General features: G+C 74.4%; 18 protein-coding genes and 2 tRNA genes. 12 read left to right on the top strand and 8 right to left on the bottom strand.

The genetic code is table 11. From position 1 onward, the window contains the following. Positions 1–89: 89 nt before the first annotated feature. The 3 genes from ACI796_RS05380 to ilvC are packed head-to-tail and all read left to right on the top strand — an operon-like array spanning position 90 to position 3570. Positions 90–1958 carry an acetolactate synthase large subunit gene (locus ACI796_RS05380; RefSeq protein WP_456940208.1) on the top strand — a complete coding sequence of 623 codons (1869 nt, stop codon included), beginning with the start codon at positions 90–92 and terminating at the stop codon, positions 1956–1958. 13 nt (positions 1959–1971) lie between these two features. After that, positions 1972–2499, top strand: a complete 528-nt coding sequence (ilvN, locus tag ACI796_RS05375; protein WP_456940207.1) for an acetolactate synthase small subunit — start codon at positions 1972–1974, stop codon at positions 2497–2499. A gap of 45 nt (positions 2500–2544) precedes the next feature. Then, complete coding sequence (gene ilvC, locus ACI796_RS05370) at positions 2545–3570, top strand: ketol-acid reductoisomerase (RefSeq protein WP_456940206.1); 1026 nt, start codon at positions 2545–2547, stop codon at positions 3568–3570. 67 nt (positions 3571–3637) lie between these two features. On the opposite strand, the gene ACI796_RS05365 is transcribed toward ilvC, so the two are convergent. Further along, a complete protein-coding gene (locus tag ACI796_RS05365; protein ID WP_456940205.1) occupies positions 3638–4219 on the bottom strand; it encodes a hypothetical protein in 582 nt (193 codons plus the stop codon). A gap of 115 nt (positions 4220–4334) precedes the next feature. Next, positions 4335–5225, bottom strand: a complete 891-nt coding sequence (locus tag ACI796_RS05360) for a hypothetical protein (protein WP_456940204.1) — start codon at positions 5223–5225, stop codon at positions 4335–4337. Between the two features lie 194 nt (positions 5226–5419). Between ACI796_RS05360 and serA the strand changes: the two genes are divergently transcribed. After that, a complete protein-coding gene (gene serA, locus ACI796_RS05355) occupies positions 5420–7021 on the top strand; it encodes a phosphoglycerate dehydrogenase (protein ID WP_456940203.1) in 1602 nt (533 codons plus the stop codon). Between the two features lie 15 nt (positions 7022–7036). Then, a complete protein-coding gene (locus ACI796_RS05350; protein WP_456940202.1) occupies positions 7037–8059 on the top strand; it encodes a 3-isopropylmalate dehydrogenase in 1023 nt (340 codons plus the stop codon). Positions 8060–8153: 94 nt separating this feature from the next. Here the strand turns inward: ACI796_RS05350 and ACI796_RS05345 are convergent, their stop codons facing one another. Beyond that, positions 8154–8573, bottom strand: a complete 420-nt coding sequence (locus tag ACI796_RS05345; RefSeq protein ID WP_456940201.1) for a nuclear transport factor 2 family protein — start codon at positions 8571–8573, stop codon at positions 8154–8156. Between the two features lie 154 nt (positions 8574–8727). Here ACI796_RS05345 and ACI796_RS05340 point away from each other — a divergent pair, with 154 nt between their 5' ends. Both ACI796_RS05340 and cimA read left to right on the top strand, forming a co-directional pair. Continuing rightward, a complete protein-coding gene (locus tag ACI796_RS05340) occupies positions 8728–9624 on the top strand; it encodes a LysR family transcriptional regulator (protein WP_456940200.1) in 897 nt (298 codons plus the stop codon). Positions 9625–9805: 181 nt separating this feature from the next. Then, positions 9806–11401, top strand: coding sequence for a citramalate synthase (gene cimA / locus ACI796_RS05335; RefSeq protein ID WP_456940199.1), 1596 nt, complete (start codon positions 9806–9808; stop codon positions 11399–11401). A 111-nt stretch (positions 11402–11512) separates the two neighbouring features. Here the strand turns inward: cimA and ACI796_RS05330 are convergent, their stop codons facing one another. The 5 genes from ACI796_RS05330 to ACI796_RS05310 all read right to left on the bottom strand — a co-directional run bounded on the left by ACI796_RS05330 (position 11513) and on the right by ACI796_RS05310 (position 14673). Further along, positions 11513–11917, bottom strand: a complete 405-nt coding sequence (locus ACI796_RS05330) for a hypothetical protein (protein WP_456940198.1) — start codon at positions 11915–11917, stop codon at positions 11513–11515. Positions 11918–11998: 81 nt separating this feature from the next. After that, positions 11999–12652, bottom strand: coding sequence for a response regulator (locus tag ACI796_RS05325; RefSeq protein ID WP_456940197.1), 654 nt, complete (start codon positions 12650–12652; stop codon positions 11999–12001). Continuing rightward, positions 12649–13761 (bottom strand): sensor histidine kinase, encoded by a 1113-nt coding sequence (locus tag ACI796_RS05320; RefSeq protein WP_456940196.1) that lies wholly within the window; start codon positions 13759–13761, stop codon positions 12649–12651. Before ACI796_RS05320 ends, ACI796_RS05325 begins: the two co-directional genes overlap by 4 nt. Before the next feature lie 83 nt (positions 13762–13844). Beyond that, positions 13845–14174 carry a putative quinol monooxygenase gene (locus ACI796_RS05315; protein WP_456940195.1) on the bottom strand — a complete coding sequence of 110 codons (330 nt, stop codon included), beginning with the start codon at positions 14172–14174 and terminating at the stop codon, positions 13845–13847. 118 nt (positions 14175–14292) lie between these two features. Next, positions 14293–14673: a VOC family protein gene (locus tag ACI796_RS05310; protein ID WP_456940194.1), complete on the bottom strand. Its 381-nt coding sequence runs from the start codon at positions 14671–14673 to the stop codon at positions 14293–14295. Between the two features lie 54 nt (positions 14674–14727). Here ACI796_RS05310 and ACI796_RS05305 point away from each other — a divergent pair, with 54 nt between their 5' ends. The 5 genes from ACI796_RS05305 to ACI796_RS05285 all read left to right on the top strand — a co-directional run bounded on the left by ACI796_RS05305 (position 14728) and on the right by ACI796_RS05285 (position 18562). Continuing rightward, complete coding sequence (locus ACI796_RS05305) at positions 14728–15540, top strand: fumarylacetoacetate hydrolase family protein (RefSeq protein ID WP_456940193.1); 813 nt, start codon at positions 14728–14730, stop codon at positions 15538–15540. Then, complete coding sequence (gene gltX / locus ACI796_RS05300; RefSeq protein WP_456940192.1) at positions 15537–17030, top strand: glutamate--tRNA ligase; 1494 nt, start codon at positions 15537–15539, stop codon at positions 17028–17030. The genes ACI796_RS05305 and gltX overlap by 4 nt, the downstream gene beginning before the upstream one ends. 167 nt (positions 17031–17197) lie before the next feature. After that, positions 17198–18310 (top strand): CPBP family intramembrane glutamic endopeptidase, encoded by a 1113-nt coding sequence (locus ACI796_RS05295; protein WP_456940191.1) that lies wholly within the window; start codon positions 17198–17200, stop codon positions 18308–18310. A 62-nt stretch (positions 18311–18372) separates the two neighbouring features. Then, positions 18373–18444: transfer RNA gene (locus ACI796_RS05290), tRNA-Gln, on the top strand. A gap of 45 nt (positions 18445–18489) precedes the next feature. Continuing rightward, a tRNA-Glu gene (locus ACI796_RS05285) sits at positions 18490–18562 on the top strand. Positions 18563–18567: the final 5 nt, after the last annotated feature.

The following is an 18567-nucleotide window of genomic DNA, read 5'->3' as shown; positions in this document are numbered from 1 at the left end:
CGGCGGACAGCCGGGACCCTCCCGCGCCCGGAGCAGACACCCGGAACCCGCACGCCCGTCCCGCCCGTCCGGCACAGGAGACGCCCCGCATGACCAGCACCCCGAGCGAGTCCGCCACCCGAGAGGCCGCCGCGGCCCTCACCGGTGTCGAGACGACGGCCCGCTCGATCGCCGAGTCCGCCGCCGAGCCCGCGACCGGCATCACCGGCGCGCAGAGCCTGGTCCGCTCCCTCGAGGCCGTGGGCGTCGACGTCGTGTTCGGCATCCCGGGCGGCGCGATCCTGCCGGCCTACGACCCGCTGTTCGACTCGCGCGTGCGGCACGTCCTCGTCCGGCACGAGCAGGGCGCCGGGCACGCGGCCACCGGGTACGCGCAGGCCACCGGCCGGGTCGGCGTCTGCATGGCCACCTCCGGCCCGGGCGCGACCAACCTGGTCACCCCGCTGGCCGACGCCTACATGGACTCGGTTCCGATCGTCGCGATCACCGGCCAGGTGCCCAGCGGCGCGATCGGGACCGACGCCTTCCAGGAGGCCGACATCCGCGGCATCACGATGCCGATCACCAAGCACAACTTCCTGGTCACCGACCCGGCGGAGATCCCGCAGCGGATCGCCGAGGCCTTCCACCTCGCCGCCACCGGCCGCCCCGGCCCGGTCCTGGTCGACGTCCCCAAGGACGTCCTGCAGGCGACCACCGACTTCTCCTGGCCGCCGCGGCTGGAGCTGCCCGGCTACAAGCCGACCACCCGCCCGCACGGCAAGCAGGTCCGCGAGGCCGCCGCGCTGATCGCCGGGGCCCGCCGGCCGGTCCTCTACGTCGGCGGCGGGGTGCTCAAGGCCCGCGCCACCGAGGAGCTCGCCGAGCTGGCCGAGCTCACCGGGGCGCCGGTCGTCACCACCCTCATGGCGCGCGGCGCCTTCCCCGACAGCTCGCCGCAGCACCTGGGCATGCCCGGCATGCACGGCACCGTCGCCGCGGTCACCGCCCTGCAGAAGGCCGACGTCCTCGTCGCCCTCGGCGCCCGCTTCGACGACCGGGTGACCGGCCAGCTGTCGACCTTCGCGCCCGGCGCGCTGGTGGTCCACGCCGACATCGACCCCGCCGAGATCGGCAAGAACCGCAAGGCCGACGTGCCGATCGTCGGCGACGCGAAGGAGACGATCACCGAGCTGGTGACCGCGCTGCGCGCCGAGCACGCCGCCGGCCGCACGCCCGACCTCACCGCCTGGTGGGCCCAGCTCGACGACTGGCGGCAGCGCTACCCGCTGGGCTACGACTGGCCCGAGGACGGCGCGCTGTCGCCGCAGTACGTCATCGAGCGGCTCGGCGCGATCGCCGGCCCGGACGCGATCTACGCCTCGGGCGTCGGCCAGCACCAGATGTGGGCCGCGCAGTTCATCCGGTACGAGAAGCCGGGCACCTGGCTCAACAGCGGCGGCCTCGGGACGATGGGCTACGCCGTCCCCGCGGCCATGGGCGCCAAGTACGGCCGCCCGGAGACCACCGTCTGGGCCATCGACGGCGACGGCTGCTTCCAGATGACCAACCAGGAGCTGGCCACCTGCGCCATCGAGGGCATCCCGGTCAAGGTCGCCGTCATCAACAACGGCAACCTCGGCATGGTCCGGCAGTGGCAGACCCTGTTCTACGAGGGCCGCTACTCCAACACCAAGCTGCACCCGGTGGACGACGAGGGCCGGCCCAAGCCGGTGCGCATCCCCGACTTCGTGATGCTGGCCGAGGCGCTGGGCTGCGTCGGCCTGCGCTGCGAGTCCAAGGACGACGTCGACGCCGTCATCGAGAAGGCCATGGCGATCACCGACGCGCCGGTGGTCATCGACTTCGTCGTCGGCGCCGACGCCCAGGTGTGGCCGATGGTCGCCGCGGGCGCGAGCAACGACGACATCCTCGCCGCGCGCGACCTGCGCCCGGTCTTCGGCGACGACCAGGTGTAAGGAGCCCCCGGAGATGACCCGCCACACCCTGTCCGTCCTGGTCGAGAACAAGGCCGGTGTGCTGGCCCGCGTCTCGGCGCTGTTCAGCCGGCGCGCGTTCAACATCGAGTCGCTGGCCGTCGGGCCGACCGAGAACCCCGACCTGTCGCGGATGACGATCGTCGTCGACGCCGAGTCCGCGCCGCTGGAGCAGGTGACCAAGCAGCTCAACAAGCTCGTCGAGGTCATCAAGATCGTCGAGCTCGACGGCGGCGCCGCGGTCCAGCGCGAGCTGCTGCTGGTCAAGGTCCGCGCGCCGCTGGCCGAGCGGACGACGGTGCTGCAGACCGCGGAGCTCTTCCGCGCCCGCGTCGTCGACGTCAACACCGACACCGTGACCCTCGAGGCCACGGGCACCCCGGACAAGCTGCAGGCCCTGCTCGCCGTCCTCGCCCCGCTGGGGATCAAGGAGATGGCGCAGTCGGGCACCGTGGCCCTCGGCCGGGGGCCGCGCTCGATGAGCGGCGCCGGTAGCTTGCGCCCGGTCGACCGCAGCGCCTAGTCCCCGCACTCCCCGCACGAGAACAACCGAAGGAGCACGTACCGCATGGCCGAGATCTTCTACGACGACGACGCCGACCTGTCGATCATCCAGGGGCGCACCGTCGCCGTCATCGGCTACGGCAGCCAGGGGCACGCGCACGCCCTGTCGCTGCGGGACTCCGGGGTGGACGTCCGCGTCGGCCTGCCCGAGGGCAGCAGGAGCAGGGCCAAGGCCGAGGCCGAGGGCCTCCGGGTGGTCACCCCGGCCGACGCCGCCGCCGAGGCCGACCTGATCATGGTCCTGGCGCCCGACCACGTGCAGCGGACGCTGTACAGCGAGTCGATCGAGCCCAACCTGCAGGACGGCGACGCCCTGTTCTTCGGTCACGGCTTCAACATCCGGTTCGGCTACGTCAAGCCCCCCGCCGGCGTCGACGTCGCGATGGTCGCCCCCAAGGGCCCCGGCCACCTCGTCCGCCGCGAGTTCGAGAACGGCAAGGGCGTGCCGTGCCTGGTCGCCGTCGAGCAGGACGCCAGCGGCTCGGCGCTGCAGCTCGCGCTGTCCTACGCCAAGGCCATCGGCGGCACCCGTGCCGGCGTCATCAAGACCACCTTCGCCGAGGAGACCGAGACCGACCTGTTCGGTGAGCAGGCCGTCCTCTGCGGTGGCGCGAGCGCGCTGATCACCGCCGGGTTCGAGACGCTGACCGAGGCCGGCTACCAGCCCGAGGTCGCCTACTTCGAGTGCCTGCACGAGCTCAAGCTGATCGTCGACCTGATGTACGAGGGCGGCATCGCCAAGCAGCGCTGGTCGGTGTCCGACACCGCCGAGTACGGCGACTACACCTCCGGCCCGAAGGTCATCGACCAGCACGTCAAGGACTCGATGAAGGACGTGCTGGCCCGCATCAAGGACGGCTCGTGGGCGGCGGAGTTCATCGCCGACCAGGACGCCGGCGCCCCCGACTTCAAGCGCCGCCGCGCCGAGGCCGAGGCGCACCCGATCGAGGAGACCGGCCGCAAGCTGCGCGGCCTGATGAGCTGGGTGTCGGCCTCCGACGACTACACCGGCACCGCCGCCCGGAGCTGAACGCGCACACGGAACGGCCCCCGCTGCCAGGTGGCAGCGGGGGCCGTTCGGTGTGCGGGGGAGGTCGTCAGTACGCCAGGCCCCGCGAGGCGAAGTACTGCTTGGACTGCGGCTGCTGCAGGAAGAAGACGATCAGCCCCGGCAGCACGAAGCCGAGCAGCGCCGTGAAGTCGAACCCGCCGCCGACGGCCAGCGAGATGACCAGCGTCAGCAGCTGGATGCCGATCGAGGCGTAGCTGCCGAGCAGCAGCAGCCGGGGCGACTTGCCGGTGAGCACCTGGATGCCGCCGACCAGCACGACGACGGCCGTGGCGACCGCCAGCAGGGTGATGATCCCGAGCAGCGGGCTGAGCGCGAAGAGCACGCCGATGCCCAGGACGGCGAGCAGGCCGAACAGCGAGCCCAGGCCGCCGATGACGACGCCGATCACCGCGGCCGCGGTGACCTGCCCGGGACGCTGACCGGCCGGGGCGCCGCCGTAGGGGGAGGGGCCGCCGAAGCCGCCGCCGTAGGGGGCCGGGTTGCCGGGGGGCTGCTGGCCGTAGGGCTGGTGGCCGTAGGGCTGCGCGCCGTAGGGCTGGGCGCCGGGCGCGCCGTACCCGGGCTGACCCCCCGGCGGCGTGTTCTTGTCGAAGCTGGGGCTGGTCATGCTCGGGTTTCCTCCTGGAGGTGGCTCCGCCCGGTCGGCGGTCGGCGGCGGAGTGTAGGGGGCCCGCAGGCGCCCGTGGGGGGTCCGCCGCCGCGGCGTCCCCCCACGGACGGACTCAACGACCGCGGCGGGCGCGGTGTGCCGCGAAGAAGGCCGCGGCCGGCTTCATGGACAGCAGCACGACGATCGCCAGCGCGGCCAGGAAGAACAGCAGGCTGGTGACGATCCCGCCGGCACCGGCGGTGTCGGCGTCGGAGAGGTTGCCGATCAGGCCGAACAGGGTGAAGGCCAGGGCGATCGAGCCGCCGACCAGGAGCATCACCCGACTGCGGCCGGTGAGCGCCCACACCGAGCCCCAGATCATGACGACGGTCCAGATCAGCGCGACCAGGCCGAAGACCAGGATCACGCCGCCGACCGCGCCGGCGACCGACCCGAAGCCGGGGATCTCGTTGTCCAGCTCGTCACCGGCGCTGCTGGCCACGGCGCCGGCGAAGACCAGCAGCAGGCTGATCAGGACGCCGATCGCCCCCAGCACGAAGCCGAGGACCGCCGCGGTCACCACGCCGCCGGGCTTGGCCGGCACGCCGCCCTGGCCGTACTGCCCGTACTGCTGGCCGTAGGGCTGGGCCTGCCCGTACTGGCCGTAGTCCTGCCCGTAGGGCTGGGTCTGCCCGTAGCCCTCCTGCCCGTAGCCCTGCTGCCCGTAGCCCTGCTGCCCGTAGCCCTGCTGCCCGTAGCCCTGCTGGCCGTAGCCCTGCTGGCCGTAGGGCTGGGTCTGGCCGTACCCCTGCTGGCCGTAGGGCTGGGTCTGGCCGTAGCCCTGCTGGCCATAGCCCTGCTGCCCCTGACCCTGCTGGCCCTGACCCTGCTGGCCCTGACCCTGCTGGCCCTGACCCTGCTGGCCCTGGCCCGGCTGTCCGTACTGCTGGCCGTACGACGGGTCCTGGGGCTGACCCTGGCCGGAGGCCGAGGCCCCGCCGGTGTCCTTGCTGAAGTCGGTCATGGTCTCCTCCGGAGGCGCCGGCTCGTCCCGGCGCGTCGCGCCCCAGCGTGCGGGGGGCCACCCGGCAGGGCAAGCGGCCCTCCCTCCGCGGCGGGGGTGTCGTGGCGGCTGGTGCGTACCGTCACCGCCCGGTGATCACGGGCACCCGGACGCGAGACCCCGCCCGGCCACCCGCGTCCCTAGGCTGTGGACCCGTGACCCCGAGCGCGCCCGTCGTCCTGATCGCCGAGGAACTGGCCCCGAGCGTGGTGGAGGTCCTCGGCGGTGACGTCGAGGTCCGCCACGTCGACGGCACCGACCGGTCCGCCCTGCTCGCGGCGCTGGCCGACGCGGCCGCGGTCATGATCCGCAGCGCCACGCGGATCGACGCCGAGGCCCTCGCCGCCGCGCCGAACCTCAAGGTCGTCGCCCGCGCCGGCATCGGCCTGGACAACGTCGACGTCGCCGCCGCCACCGAGCGCGGCGTCATGGTCGTCAACGCCCCGACGTCCAACATCGTCAGCGCCGCCGAGCACGCCGTCGCGCTGCTGCTGGCCGCCGCCCGGCAGATCCCCGCGGCCGACGCGTCGCTGCGCGAGGGCCGGTGGGCGCGGTCGCGGTTCATGGGCGTCGAGGTCACCGACAAGGTGGTCGGCGTCGTCGGGCTGGGCCGGATCGGCCAGCTGGTCGCCCAGCGGCTGGCCGCCTTCGGCACCACCCTCATCGCCTACGACCCCTACATCCAGCCCGGCCGGGCCGCGCAGCTCGGCGTGCGGATGGTGTCGCTGGAGGAGCTGCTCCGCGAGGCCGACTTCATCACCGTCCACCTGCCCAAGACGCCGGAGACCCTCGGGCTGATCGGCGCCGAGCAGCTGGCCACCACCAAGCGCGGGGTGATCGTCGTCAACGCCGCCCGCGGCGGGCTGGTCGACGAGGCCGCGCTCGCCGACGCGCTGCGCTCGGGCCAGGTCGGCGCCGCCGGCATCGACGTCTTCGCGACCGAGCCCACCACCGACAGCCCGCTGTTCGGGCTGCCCAACACCGTCGTCACCCCGCACCTGGGCGCCTCGACGACGGAGGCGCAGGACAAGGCCGGCACCGCCGTCGCGCAGTCGGTGCGCCTGGCGCTGCAGGGCGAGTTCGTGCCCGACGCGGTCAACGTCCAGGCCGGCGGCGTCGTCGCCGAGGACGTGCGGCCGGGCCTGCCGCTGGCCGAGCGGCTGGGCACGGTCTTCACCGCCGTCGCCGGCGGGCTGGCGCAGTCGGTCACCGTCGAGGTGCGCGGCAAGCTCGCCGAGTTCGACGACTCGGTGCTGCAGCTGGCCGTGATCAAGGGCGTCTTCGCCGACGTCGTCGAGGAACAGGTCACCTACGTCAACGCGCCGCTGCTGGCCCAGCAGCGCGGCCTCGACGTGACCCTCACCAGCGACCTCGACAGCCCCGACTACCGCAACCTCGTCCGGGTGCGCGGCGCGATGGCCGACGGCCGCGAGATCTGCGTCTCCGGCACGCTGTTCGGCAAGAACCAGGTGCCCAAGCTGGTCGAGGTCGACGGCTTCGACATGGACCTCGACCTGTCCGGCCACCTGCTGTTCTTCGTCTACACCGACCGGCCCGGCGTCGTCGGCACCGTCGGCGCGGCGCTGGGGGAGGCCGGGGTCAACATCGCCGGCGCGCAGGTCAGCCGCACCACCCGCGGCGGCGAGGCGCTCATGGCGGTCGTCGTCGACAGCCCGGTGGGCGCGGACCTGCTCAGCGACATCGCCGGCCGGATCGGGGCGCGCGAGGCCCGCTCCGCGGACCTCGACCCGCGCTGACCTAGGGTCGTCGCCATGCGCCTGGCTGTGATCGCAGGGGACGGCATCGGTCCCGAGGTGGTGGCCGAGGGCCTCAAGGTCCTGGGCGCGGTCGCCCCCGACCTGGAGACGACGCCCTACGACCTCGGCGCCGCCCGCTGGCAGCGGACCGGCGAGCTGCTGCCGGACTCCGTGCTCGAGGAGCTCCGCGGGCACGACGCGATCCTGCTCGGCGCGATCGGCGACCCGGGCGTCCCGCCGGGGATCCTCGAGCGCGGGCTGCTGCTCCGGCTGCGCTTCGAGCTCGACCACCACGTCAACCTGCGCCCGGCGAAGCTCTACGACGGCGTCCGCAGCCCGCTGGCCGAGCCCGGCACCATCGACATGCTCTGCGTGCGCGAGGGCACCGAGGGCCCCTACGTCGGCAACGGCGGCGTGCTGCGCCGCGACACCCCGCACGAGGTGGCCACCGAGGTCAGCCTCAACACCGCCTTCGGCGTCGAGCGGGTCGTCCGCTACGCCTTCGAGCGGGCGACCGCGCGGCCGCGCCGGCACCTCACGCTGATCCACAAGACCAACGTGCTCACCCACGCCGGGTCGCTGTGGTCGCGGACGGTGGAGGAGGTGTCGGCGGAGTTCCCCGAGGTCACCGTGGCCTACCAGCACGTGGACGCGGCCTCGATGTTCTTCATCACCGACCCTGGCCGCTACGACGTCATCGTCACCGACAACCTCTTCGGCGACATCGTCACCGACGTCGCCGCGGCCGTGACCGGCGGCATCGGCCTGGCCGCCAGCGGCAACCTCGACGCCTCGGGCACCAACCCGAGCATGTTCGAGCCCGTGCACGGCTCGGCGCCCGACATCGCGGGCACGGGCATCGCCGACCCGACGGCGACGGTGCTGTCGGTGGGCCTGCTGCTCGACCACCTCGGGCACGCCGACCTCGCGCGCAAGGTGAACGCCGCGGTCGCCTTCGACCTGTCGACCCGCGACCCGCAGGCGCAGGTCCGCACCGCCGAGGTCGGCGACCGCCTGGCCGCCCTCGCAGGCGGCTGACCGGCGGCTGACCCCGGCCCGGACCTCGCCGTGTGGTGCCCGGCCGCGCCCCGCAGGGTGAGGCGGGGCACCGCCGCGCGCGGTCGGCGCGACGTCAGGGCCGCGGCGCGTACAGCGGCGAGACGTCCTGGTAGAGCCGGACGGACGTCACCAGGCCGTCGTCGCGGCGGTCGGTCCAGGCCGTGGCGCGGACGGTGACCCGGGGACCGCCTTCGCGGTCGTAGTGGTTCAGCGCCTCCAGCACGAAGCGGGAGTCGTCGCCGTAGACGTTCAGCGGTTCGTGCAGCAGGCGCCAGCCCAGGCCGGTGACCGAGCCCCAGAAGGCGCCCAGCCCGGCCGTGACGGCGTCGCGTCCCCGCAGCGGCTCGTCGTTGCCGAACTGCACCGACACCTCCGGGGCGAGGAAGGCCGCGTAGCCCTCCAGGTCGTAGGCGTCCAGCACGGTCAGGTACTCCTGGTACCACGTCCAGCCGGCGTCGGACAGTTGGTTGACGCGCAACGACCCCAGGTCCACGACCCCACTCCTCCCTCGACGGCGTGCGGACGGCGGGCTGCCACCACCAGCGTGCCGACGTCGGCGACGGGGGGCCAGGACCCGGCGATGGGACCTGCGGCCACCGGCGATCAGCGGGGTTGATCGCCGCCCCCCGGACGTGGTCGGATGCCGCGTGTCCGACCCGGACCCGCGTCTCCTCCCCCCGTTCGTGGTCCTCGCCGAGGAGCTGCACTTCGGCCGTGCCGCCGCCCGGCTGCACCTGACCCAGTCCGCGCTCACCCAGCAGGTGCAGCGCCTGGAACGCCAGCTCGGGACGCGGCTGTTCGACCGGGACAGCCACGGCGTGGACCTGACCCCGGCCGGGCACGCCTTCCTCGCCGGGGCGCGCGGGGCCGTGGAGCTGGCCCGTCAGGCGGCCGCCGAGGCACGCCGCGCGGGCGGCACGCAGACCAGGCTGCGGCTCGGCGTGGACATCCACTGTCCCGACCCGTGGGTGCGTCGGCTGCGGCGGTTCGGGACCTCCCGGCCCGACGTCGAGCTGCGGCTGGTCATCCAGCAGCAGGACGACGTGGTCCGGGACGTCCGTGCCGGACGGCTCGACCTCGGCGTGGGGTGGACCGCGCCTCCGGACGGCGACACCTCGGTGGACTGGGCGCCGCTCGTCCCCGTGCCGCTGCACGGGGTCGTGCGCGACGACGACCCGCTGGCGCGCCGGGAGCGGTTGCCCCGCGCCGACCTGACCGGCCGGTGCCTGGTGCTGTACCGGCCCACCGCGGGCACGCGCGCCTTCTACGACTCCTTCCTCGCCGCCCTGACCGACCCGGCCGGCCGGCGGCCGTCGGTCACCCACGTCCCGGTCCTGGACGACGCCCAGGCCGCCATGCTCGACGCGGTGGAGGCGGGACGAGGTGTCAGCCTGTGTCCGGCCGGGGAGCTCGACCGCCGGGCCCGGCCCCGCCTGGTCGCCCTGCCGTTCGACCCGCCGATCGACGCGGACCTCGTCGCCCTGTGGCCCCGCGGCCGCCCACCTGTGCTGCTGCCGGACCTGCGGTCCTTCCTCCGGCGCTGACGGTGCCACGCGGGCCGGCGACCGGTGGCGGCGCGCTAGACTCCGCGGTGATGCACCTGTCCGGCACGATCATCATCGCCTAGCGCGCGGTCAGCACCCCCGACCGCGCGCAGACCCTCCGTACCCGGGGGGTCTTTCTCGTGTCAGGGGCCTGATCGCCGTCGAACCCCCGGGAGCACCCGTGGCCACCGACGCCTCCACCCCAGCCGTCACCAGCGACTTCCACGTCTTCGACACCACGCTGCGCGACGGCGCCCAGCGCGAGGGGATCAGCTTCTCCGTCGCCGACAAGCTCGCCGTCGCCCGGCTGCTCGACGAGATCGGCGTCGGCTACATCGAGGGCGGCTGGCCGGGGGCGCTGCCCAAGGACACCGAGTTCTTCGCCCGCGCCCGCACCGAGCTGAAGCTCCGGCACGCGGTGCTGGTCGCGTTCGGCGCCACCCGCAGGGCCGGCGTCCGCGTCGAGGACGACCCGCAGGTGCGCGCGCTGCTCGACGCCGGCGCGCCGGTGGTCTGCCTGGTCGCCAAGTCCGACGTCCGCCACGTGCGGGAGGCGCTGCGCACCACGCTCGAGGAGAACCTCGCGATGGTCGCCGACACCGTCGCGTACCTCGTCGCCCACGGCCGGCGGGTGTTCCTCGACTGCGAGCACTTCTTCGACGGCCACGCCGCCGACCCCGACTACGGCGTCGCGGTGCTCCGGGCCGCGTTCGGCGCCGGCGCCGAGGTCGGCGTCCTGTGCGACACCAACGGCGGGATGCTGCCGATGGGCGTGGCCCGGGTGGTCGCCGACGTCCGGTCGCGGGTGGAGGGCCGGCTCGGCATCCACTGCCAGGACGACACCGGGTGCGCGGTCGCCAACTCGCTGGCCGCCGTCGAGGCGGGGGTGACCCACGTGCAGGGCACCGCCAACGGCTACGGCGAGCGGGCCGGCAACGCCGACACCTTCGCGCTGGTGGCCAACCTGGTCACCAAGATGGGCCTGCCGGTGGTGCCCGCGGAGTGCCTGGCCGAGCTGCAGCGGGTCAGCCACGCCATCGCCGAGCTCGCCAACATCGCCCCCGACGACCACCAGCCCTACGTCGGGACGTCGGCCTTCGCGCACAAGGCCGGCCTGCACGCCAGCGCGATCAAGGTCAGCCCGGAGCTGTACAACCACCTCGACCCGGCCGTCGTCGGCAACGACATGCGCATCCTGGTCACCGAGATGGCCGGCCGCGCCTCGGTGGAGCTCAAGGGCCGCGAGCTCGGCGTCGACCTCGAGGGGCACGCCGACGCCGTCGGCCGGGTGGTGGACCAGGTGAAGGTGCTCGAGGCCGAGGGCTGGTCGTTCGAGGCCGCCGACGCCTCCTTCGAGCTGCTGCTGCGCTCGCAGCTGCCCGGCGCGCCCGCCCCGCTGTTCGAGCTGGAGAGCTACCGGACGACGGTCGAGCACGGGGCCAACGGCGTCGTGATGAGCGAGGCGACGGTGAAGGTCCACGTCGACGGCGAGCGGATCATCAGCACCGGCGAGGGCAACGGCCCGGTCAACGCGCTGGACAACGCGCTGCGCCAGGCGCTGGTCAGCCGCCACCCGCGGCTGGCCGACGTCTCGCTGGCCGACTACAAGGTCCGCATCCTCGGGTGGAAGGGCGGCACCAGCGCCACCACCCGGGTGCTCGTGGACACCACCGACGGGGTGGGGGAGTGGACCACCGTCGGCGTCCACGACAACATCGTCGAGGCCTCCTGGCACGCGCTGGTCGACGCGCTGACCTACGCCGTCCGCCACCGTTAGGCCGCATCCCGGTCGCGGGGGCCGGAGGCCTCCCGACCGGGATGCGGGGGTGGGCTCAGCGCAGGTCGGGGACGGCACCTGGCCGCGGTGTCGGCCGGTGGGCCGACGGTGTCAGTGGTACTCGTCGAGGCGCCACCACATGGCCAGCGCCATCGCCGGGAGCATCAGCACGTGCCCGGCGGTGAACAGGGCCGACGCCGAGATGGTCCCGGTCCAGTACGGCACCAGCAGCACGACGAACGGTATGTACATCGCCGCGGACATCTCGGCGATCGCCGGCCAGGAGTGACGGCGGAACCGCATCCAGGCGGCCATCCCGATCGCCATGTCCGTCGCCATCACCATCGCGTGGACGTCGGCGCGGTCGTCCAGTCCCGGCCAGAGCCAGGTCCCGACCGGGCCCAGGACCACCATGCCGGCGACCATCGCCACGACCATCTCCAGGTAGTGGCGGACCAGGTGCCAGGTGTGCCGGGTGCGGGTGGGGGTCTGCTCGGGAGAGGTCTGCGTCGTCATGGCGGAGAGCGTCGGGCGCGGCGCCGTCCCCGCCAGGTGCCGGAGGTCACGGCCGCCGGTCACGGTCCGGCGTGACCGGCCTCAGACCAGGTCGAGCGCGCGGGCGCGCAGCGCCGCCTGGGTGCGGTCCCGGGCGCCGAGCTTGCCCAGCACGCTCGTCACGTGGTTCTTGACCGTGCCCTCCGCCAGGTACAGCGCCCGCGCGATCTCCCGGTTGCTGCGGCCCTCGGCCAGCAGCCGGAGCACGTCGAGCTCGCGGTCGGACAGCGGGACGACCAGCGGCTGCGGCCGGGACCGGGGGCCGTCGTCCAGCTGGGCGAAGCGGGCCACCACCTTCGCCGCGACCGACGGCTGCAGCACCGACTCGCCGCGGGCGGCCGACAGGACCGCCTCGACCAGCCGGTCGGAGGAGACGTCCTTGAGCAGGTAGCCCAGCGCGCCGGCGCGGAGCGCGGCGAAGACGTCCTCGTCGTCGTCGAAGGTGGTCAGCGCCAGCACGCGGACGTGCGGCTGCTCCACCCGCAGCCGGCGGGTCGCGCCGATCCCGTCGAGGACCGGCATGTGCAGGTCCATGAGGACGACGTCGGGACGCACGGCCGCCGCCCGCTCCAGCGCCTCGTGCCCGTCCCCGGCCTCGCCGGCGACCTCGACCTCCGGCCGCGCGCCGAGCAGGGTGACCAGCGCCTCCCGGAACAGCGCCTGGTCGTCGACGACGAGCACGCGGACGGCGCTCACCCGGGCACCTCGACCAGCAGCTCGGTGCCCGCACCCCCGCACGGCCCGACGGTGACCCGGCCGCCCACCCGGGCGGCGCGCTCGCGCAGCCCGAGCAGGCCGAAGGTCGGCCGGTCGTCGACGGTGTCGGGGAGGCCGCGGCCGTCGTCGCGGACCGCCAGCCGCACGGTGCCGTCCCCGCCGTAGGCCAGCGTCACCCGGGCACAGGTGGCGCCGGCGTGCTTGCGCACGTTGGTCAGCCCCTCCTGCGCCGACCGGAACAGCGACTCCTCGGTCTCCTCCGGCAGCGGGCGCTCGGGCCCGGTGACCTCGAGCGTGGCGGGCAGCCCCGCGGCCGCCGCCTCGCCGGTCAGCGTCTCCAGCGCCACGCGCAGCGGCGGGCGGGAGACCGGCGCCCGCAGCGTCGCCACCGACCGGCGCACCTCGGCCAGCGCCTCGCTCGCCTGGGACTGCGCCTTCGCGAGCACCTCGTCGGCGCGCGCGGGGTCGGTCGGCAGCACCGCGCGGGCTGCCTGCACCTGCATCTGGACGACGGTCAGGTGGTGGCCGAGCCCGTCGTGGATGTCGCGGGCCAGCCGGTTGCGCTCGCGCGTGGTGGCGAGCTCCGCGGCCTGGGCGGCGTACCCGCGCAGCAGCTCGTTGGCCTCGGCGAGCTCCGCCCGGGCCCGCTGGGCCTGCTGCAGCAGGGCGGTCACGACGGCGGTGAACACCGCGGCGCCGAGCAGCCCGAGCGCGTTGCGGGCGAAGTCGGCCCACCCCATCCCGAGGTGCACCAGCGGCACGACCAGCGTCACCGCCGCGGCGGCGGGCAGGGGGAGCAGCAGCACGCACTGGGCCACCAGCACCAGCAGCAGGAGGGTCGCCCCGACGCCGGCGTGCGCCGCGCCGAACAGCAGGACGCCGAGCGGCAGCTGCAGGCAGACGTGCCCGGCGGTCAGCCAGTACCGGCGCGGGGCCGGCTGCCGGGACAGCCACGGCAGCGCCACCAGGCTGTGCGCCGCGTACGTCGTCCCGAGGGCGACGGCGAGCAGCGGGTGGGGGTCGTCGGTGGCCTCGACCGCGACGGTGAGCAGCGCCAGCAAGGTCAGCACCGCGAGCGCGCGGGTCACCCGGTCACTGTCGCGCCGGCGCCGCGCCGGGGTCAACCACCGGGCCTCCGGAGGGGGCGTCGCCGCCCCTCCGGAGGCGGGCGTCAGCGCCTCGGCTCGACCTCGCCCATCGGGCCGAAGCCGGGGACCGACGGCTCGTCGACGTAGATGATCTGCGGCTGCTCGGCCACGAGCTCCGACATCCAGTCGAAGGCGGCCTTGGCGTGCGGGGTGGCCACGTGCGAGGCGCCGGCGTCGGCGTCCAGGAAGCCCTCGATGCAGACGAAGGTGTTGGGGTCCAGCACGCTGCGGGACCACTCGAAGAACAGGCTGCCCTCCTCGGCGTTCACCGCCGCGGCGTACTCGTCCGCGTGGGCCCGGAACTCCTCGATCTTGTCGGGCCGGACGGGGAACTTGATGACGATCAGGATCACGAGCACTCCTCTGGTCGGTCCGAGTGGGGCCCGGAGGGCTCCGCGCAGGAGCGGCCGCCTGGGCTCCGCCCGATCGGGGCCGCTCCCTGGCCGCGGTGTCGTCCGGAGGACGACAGTGTCACAGCGGGTCGAGCCGGCGGCGCAGCAGGCAGAAGGGATTGCCCTCGGGATCGGCGAGCACGTGCCAGCTCTCCTCCCCGGTCTGCCCGACGTCGGCCCGGGTGGCGCCGAGGTCCAGCAGGCGCTGGAGCTCGGCGTCCTGGTCGCGGTCGGTGGCGTTGACGTCCAGGTGCAGCCGCGGCTTGCCGGGGTCGGGCTCGGCCACCGGGGCGAACACCAGCGTGGGGGCCGCGCCGCCGAAACCGGCCTCCGGGCCGATCTCCACCGCCCCGTCGTCGTCGCGGCCGAGCACCCGGTAGCCCAGCACCTCCGCCCACCAGGCGGCGAGCGTCTCGGGGTCCCGGCTGTCGACGACGATCTCGCTCAGGCGGCAGGCCACCCGGTCACCGTAGGGCGGGCGGCGGGGACGCGCGGGGTCAGTAGCCTCGACGGCGTGCGCATCGTCCGCTTCGCCTCGCCCTCGGGCATGTCCTTCGGCGTCCTCGACGGCGACGGCCAGGTCGCCCAGATCGAGGGCCACCCGTTCGGGACCATCTCCTTCACCGGCCAGCGGTTCGCCCAGGCCGACGTCCGGCTGCTCTCGCCGATCCTGCCGAGCAAGGTCGTCTGCGTCGGCAAGAACTACGCCGACCACGTGAAGGAGATGAACACCGGCGACGCCCCGGAGCGGCCGCTGCTGTTCCTCAAGCCCTCGACGTCGGTCATCGGCCCCGGCGACGCCATCCGCATCCCGGCCGGCAGCACCAACGTGCACCACGAGGTCGAGCTCGCCGTCGTCATCGGCGCCCGCGGCGCGCGCAACCTGACGCCCGAGCAGGTCCCGGGCAGCGTCTTCGGCTACACGATCGCCAACGACGTCACCGAGCGGGACATGCAGAAGGCCGACGGGCAGTGGACCCGCGCGAAGGGCTTCGACTCGTTCTGCCCGCTGGGCCCGTGGATCGAGACCGACCTGCGGGGCCTGGCCAAGGACCCGGCCGACCTGGAGATCACCTGTACCGTCGACGGCGAGCCGCGGCAGGCCGGGCGCACCAGCCAGCTGCTGTTCGACGTCCCGACGCTGGTCTCCTACATCTCGCAGGTGATGACGCTGCTCCCCGGCGACGTCGTCCTCACCGGCACCCCGGCCGGGGTCGGGCCGATCCGGCCCGGCCAGCGGGTCGAGTGCTCGATCGAGGGCCTGGGCTCCCTGGCCAACACGGTCAGCGGCGCCGACACCGCCTCCACCGCGGGCGGCGCGCGATGACGGGCGTGCGCACCCGGTTCTGCCCCTCGCCGACGGGCATGGTGCACGTCGGCCTGCTGCGCACCGCGCTGTTCAACTGGGCGCACGCGCGGCACACCGGCGGCACGTTCGTCTTCCGCATCGAGGACACCGACGCCGCCCGCGACTCCGAGGAGTCCTACCGGCACCTGCTCGACTGCCTGCGCTGGCTGGGCCTGGACTGGGACGAGGGCCCCGAGGTCGGCGGCCCGCACGGCCCCTACCGGCAGTCGGAGCGCTCCGAGGTCTACCGCGAGGTGGCGCAGAAGCTGCTCGCGGCGGGGCACCTCTACGAGTCCTTCTCCACCAACGAGGAGGTCGAGGCGCGGCGCCTGGCCGCCGGGCAGGACCCCAAGCTCGGCTACGACAACGCCGACCGGTTCCTCACCGACGCGCAGAAGACCGCCTTCCGCGCCGAGGGCCGCGAGCCGGTGCTGCGGCTGCGGATGCCCGACGAGGACCTGTCCTGGACCGACCTGGTCCGCGGCGAGGTGCGCTTCGCCGCGGGATCCGTGCCCGACTTCGTCGTCGTCCGGGCCAACGGCGCGCCGCTCTACCCGTTCGTGAACCCCGTCGACGACGCCCTCATGGGCATCACCGACGTGCTGCGCGGCGAGGACCTGCTGCCCTCGACCCCCCGCCAGCTCGCGCTCTACGCAGCCCTGCAGGACGTCGGGGTCGCCGCCGGCACCCCGCGCTTCGGCCACCTGCCCTACGTCACCGGCGAGGGCAACAAGAAGCTGTCCAAGCGCGACCCGCAGTCCAACGTCGACGTGTACCGCGAGCGCGGTTTCCTGCCCGAGGGGTTCGCCAACTACCTGGCGCTGCTGGGCTGGTCGATCGCCGAGGACCGCGACGTGTTCTCCACCGCCGAGATGGTCGAGGCCTTCGACGTCACCCGGGTCAGCGCCAACCCGGCCCGCTTCGACGTCAGGAAGGCCGAGGCGATCAACGCCACCCACGTCCGCGAGCTGCCGGTGGAGGAGTACGTCGCCCGCGTGGTGCCCTTCCTCGCCGGCGCCGGGCTGGTCACCGACCCGCCGACGGCCGAGCAGGACCGGGTGCTGCGCGCGATCGCCCCGATGGCGCAGGAGCGGACGGTCGTCCTCTCCGACGCCGTCGGCCTGCTCGGCTTCCTCTTCACCGAGGAGGTGGCCGTCGACCCGGCCGCGGCGGCCAAGAACCTGCGCCCCGACGACGGCGCGGTGCTCGACGCGGCGGCCGGCGCGCTGCGCGACCTGGCCGACTGGAGCGCCGCCGGCATCGAGCAGGCGCTCAAGGCCGCGCTGGTCGAGGGCCTGGGCCGCAAGCCGCGGCAGGCGTTCGGGCCGGTGCGGGTGGCGGTGAGCGGCCGCACGGTGTCCCCGCCGCTGTACGAGTCGATCGAGCTGCTCGGCCGCGAGCGCACGCTGGCCCGGCTGGCGGCGGCCCGCGCGGCGACGGGGGGCACGACGGGGGACACGGCGGGGTGACCGTCCCGCCCTGGGGACCGCCGCCCCCGGACCGCCCGCCGGCCCCGGAGGACGAGCCCTACACCGGCCCGCCGCCCACCGGCCCGTACGGGGCGCCGCCGCAGGTCCCGGGCACGCCGTACGGGGCGGCTCCGTGGGCGCCGGCCGGGGGAGGAGGGGCCGGGCCGGTGCCCTGGCCGCTGGGTCCCGTGGCGCTGCCGCCGGGACCGCACGGCCCGGCCGGGCACGGCCCGTTCCCGCCCGGCCCCCTCCCGCACGGCCCGTTCCCGCCCGGTCCCCACCCGCACGCCCCGTTCCCGTCCGCGCCCCTCCCTCCCGGCGTCGCGCTGGCCCCGCCGCCCGGGACGCCGCCGCACGACGTGCCGCAGCCCTACCTGCTTGCGATGCGCGCGCGGGACTGGGGCTGGTGGCGGCCGGTGCTGGGCCTGCTGCTGTTCACCGTCGCCTACGGGGTCGCGGCGTTCGTCGTGGTCCTCGCCGTGCTGCTCACCGGCGTCACGCCGGACCTGCAGCTGCTCGACCTGGTCGACCCCGGCGTGCTGCTGCTCACCAACCTCTCGCTGATCGTCGCGATCCCCATCGTCTGGCTGGCGTGGGTGGCCGCCCACGGCATGGCGCCGGGGTGGTCGTCGTCGGTGCTCGCCCGGCTGCGCTGGCGGCTGTTCGCGCCGCTCACCCTCCGGGCGCTGGGCACCCTCGGCGTCGGCATCGCGCTGTCGGTCGCCCTCGGCTACCTGTTCGACGACGGCGAGGTCACCGGCCCGGTCGACGATCTGGCCTGGCTGCTGCTGGTCGTGGTCCTCACCACGCCGCTGCAGTCGGCGGCCGAGGAGTACGTCTTCCGCGGCTACCTGAGCCAGGCGATCGCCGGCTGGATCCGCGACCCGCGCGCCGGCGCCGTGGTGGCCGCGGTGGTCACCGCCGCGCTGTTCTCGCTGGCCCACGCGCCGGGCGACGTCGTCACCTTCCTCGACCGGTTCGCCTTCGGGCTGGCCGCCTCGGCAGTGGTCTTCCTCACCGGCGGCCTCGAGGCGGCGATCGTGCTGCACGCGGTCAACAACGTGCTGGTGTTCCTCCTGGCCGGGACCCTGGGCGAGGACGTCGCCACGGAGGAGGTCCCGGCCGGGGTCGGGCTGCTGTACCTGCTGGTCACGCTCGTGTCGATGGGCGCCTACGTCGCGCTCGTGGCCGCCTCCCGCCGCCGGCTGCGGTTCGAGACCCTGACCGGGGCGCTGGACCTGCGCGTCCCGGCCGTCGACCCGCGGACCGGGGGGTGGTGACACGGGCTCCGGGAACGTCGGGTATCGTCTTCCCCGGCGCCGCGAGGTGCCCGCCAACACCTTGGGGTATGGGGTAATTGGCAGCCCGACGGATTCTGGCTCCGTTAGTCTAGGTTCGAGTCCTGGTACCCCAGCGAGGAAGCACCACCTCCTCAACAGCACGACCCGCACCACCGCACGGCCCCGTCGTCTAGCGGCCCAGGACGCCGCCCTCTCACGGCGGTAGCGAGGGTTCGAATCCCTTCGGGGCTACAGCG

It is taken from the genome of Geodermatophilus sp. SYSU D00525, assembly GCF_054050475.1.
This window is presented reverse-complemented; position numbering and strand designations above follow the sequence as displayed.

Bases quoted from the DNA above. Each gene is read 5' to 3' on its own strand.
- ACI796_RS05380 (WP_456940208.1), top strand. From the start codon at position 90: ATGACCAGCACCCCGAGCGAGTCCGCCACCCGAGAGGCCGCCGCGGCC.
- ilvN (WP_456940207.1), top strand. From the start codon at position 1,972: ATGACCCGCCACACCCTGTCCGTCCTGGTCGAGAACAAGGCCGGTGTG.
- ilvC (WP_456940206.1), top strand. From the start codon at position 2,545: ATGGCCGAGATCTTCTACGACGACGACGCCGACCTGTCGATCATCCAG.
- ACI796_RS05365 (WP_456940205.1), bottom strand. From the start codon at position 4,219: ATGACCAGCCCCAGCTTCGACAAGAACACGCCGCCGGGGGGTCAGCCC.
- ACI796_RS05360 (WP_456940204.1), bottom strand. From the start codon at position 5,225: ATGACCGACTTCAGCAAGGACACCGGCGGGGCCTCGGCCTCCGGCCAG.
- ACI796_RS05350 (WP_456940202.1), top strand. From the start codon at position 7,037: ATGCGCCTGGCTGTGATCGCAGGGGACGGCATCGGTCCCGAGGTGGTG.
- ACI796_RS05330 (WP_456940198.1), bottom strand. From the start codon at position 11,917: ATGACGACGCAGACCTCTCCCGAGCAGACCCCCACCCGCACCCGGCAC.
- gltX (WP_456940192.1), top strand. From the start codon at position 15,537: ATGACGGGCGTGCGCACCCGGTTCTGCCCCTCGCCGACGGGCATGGTG.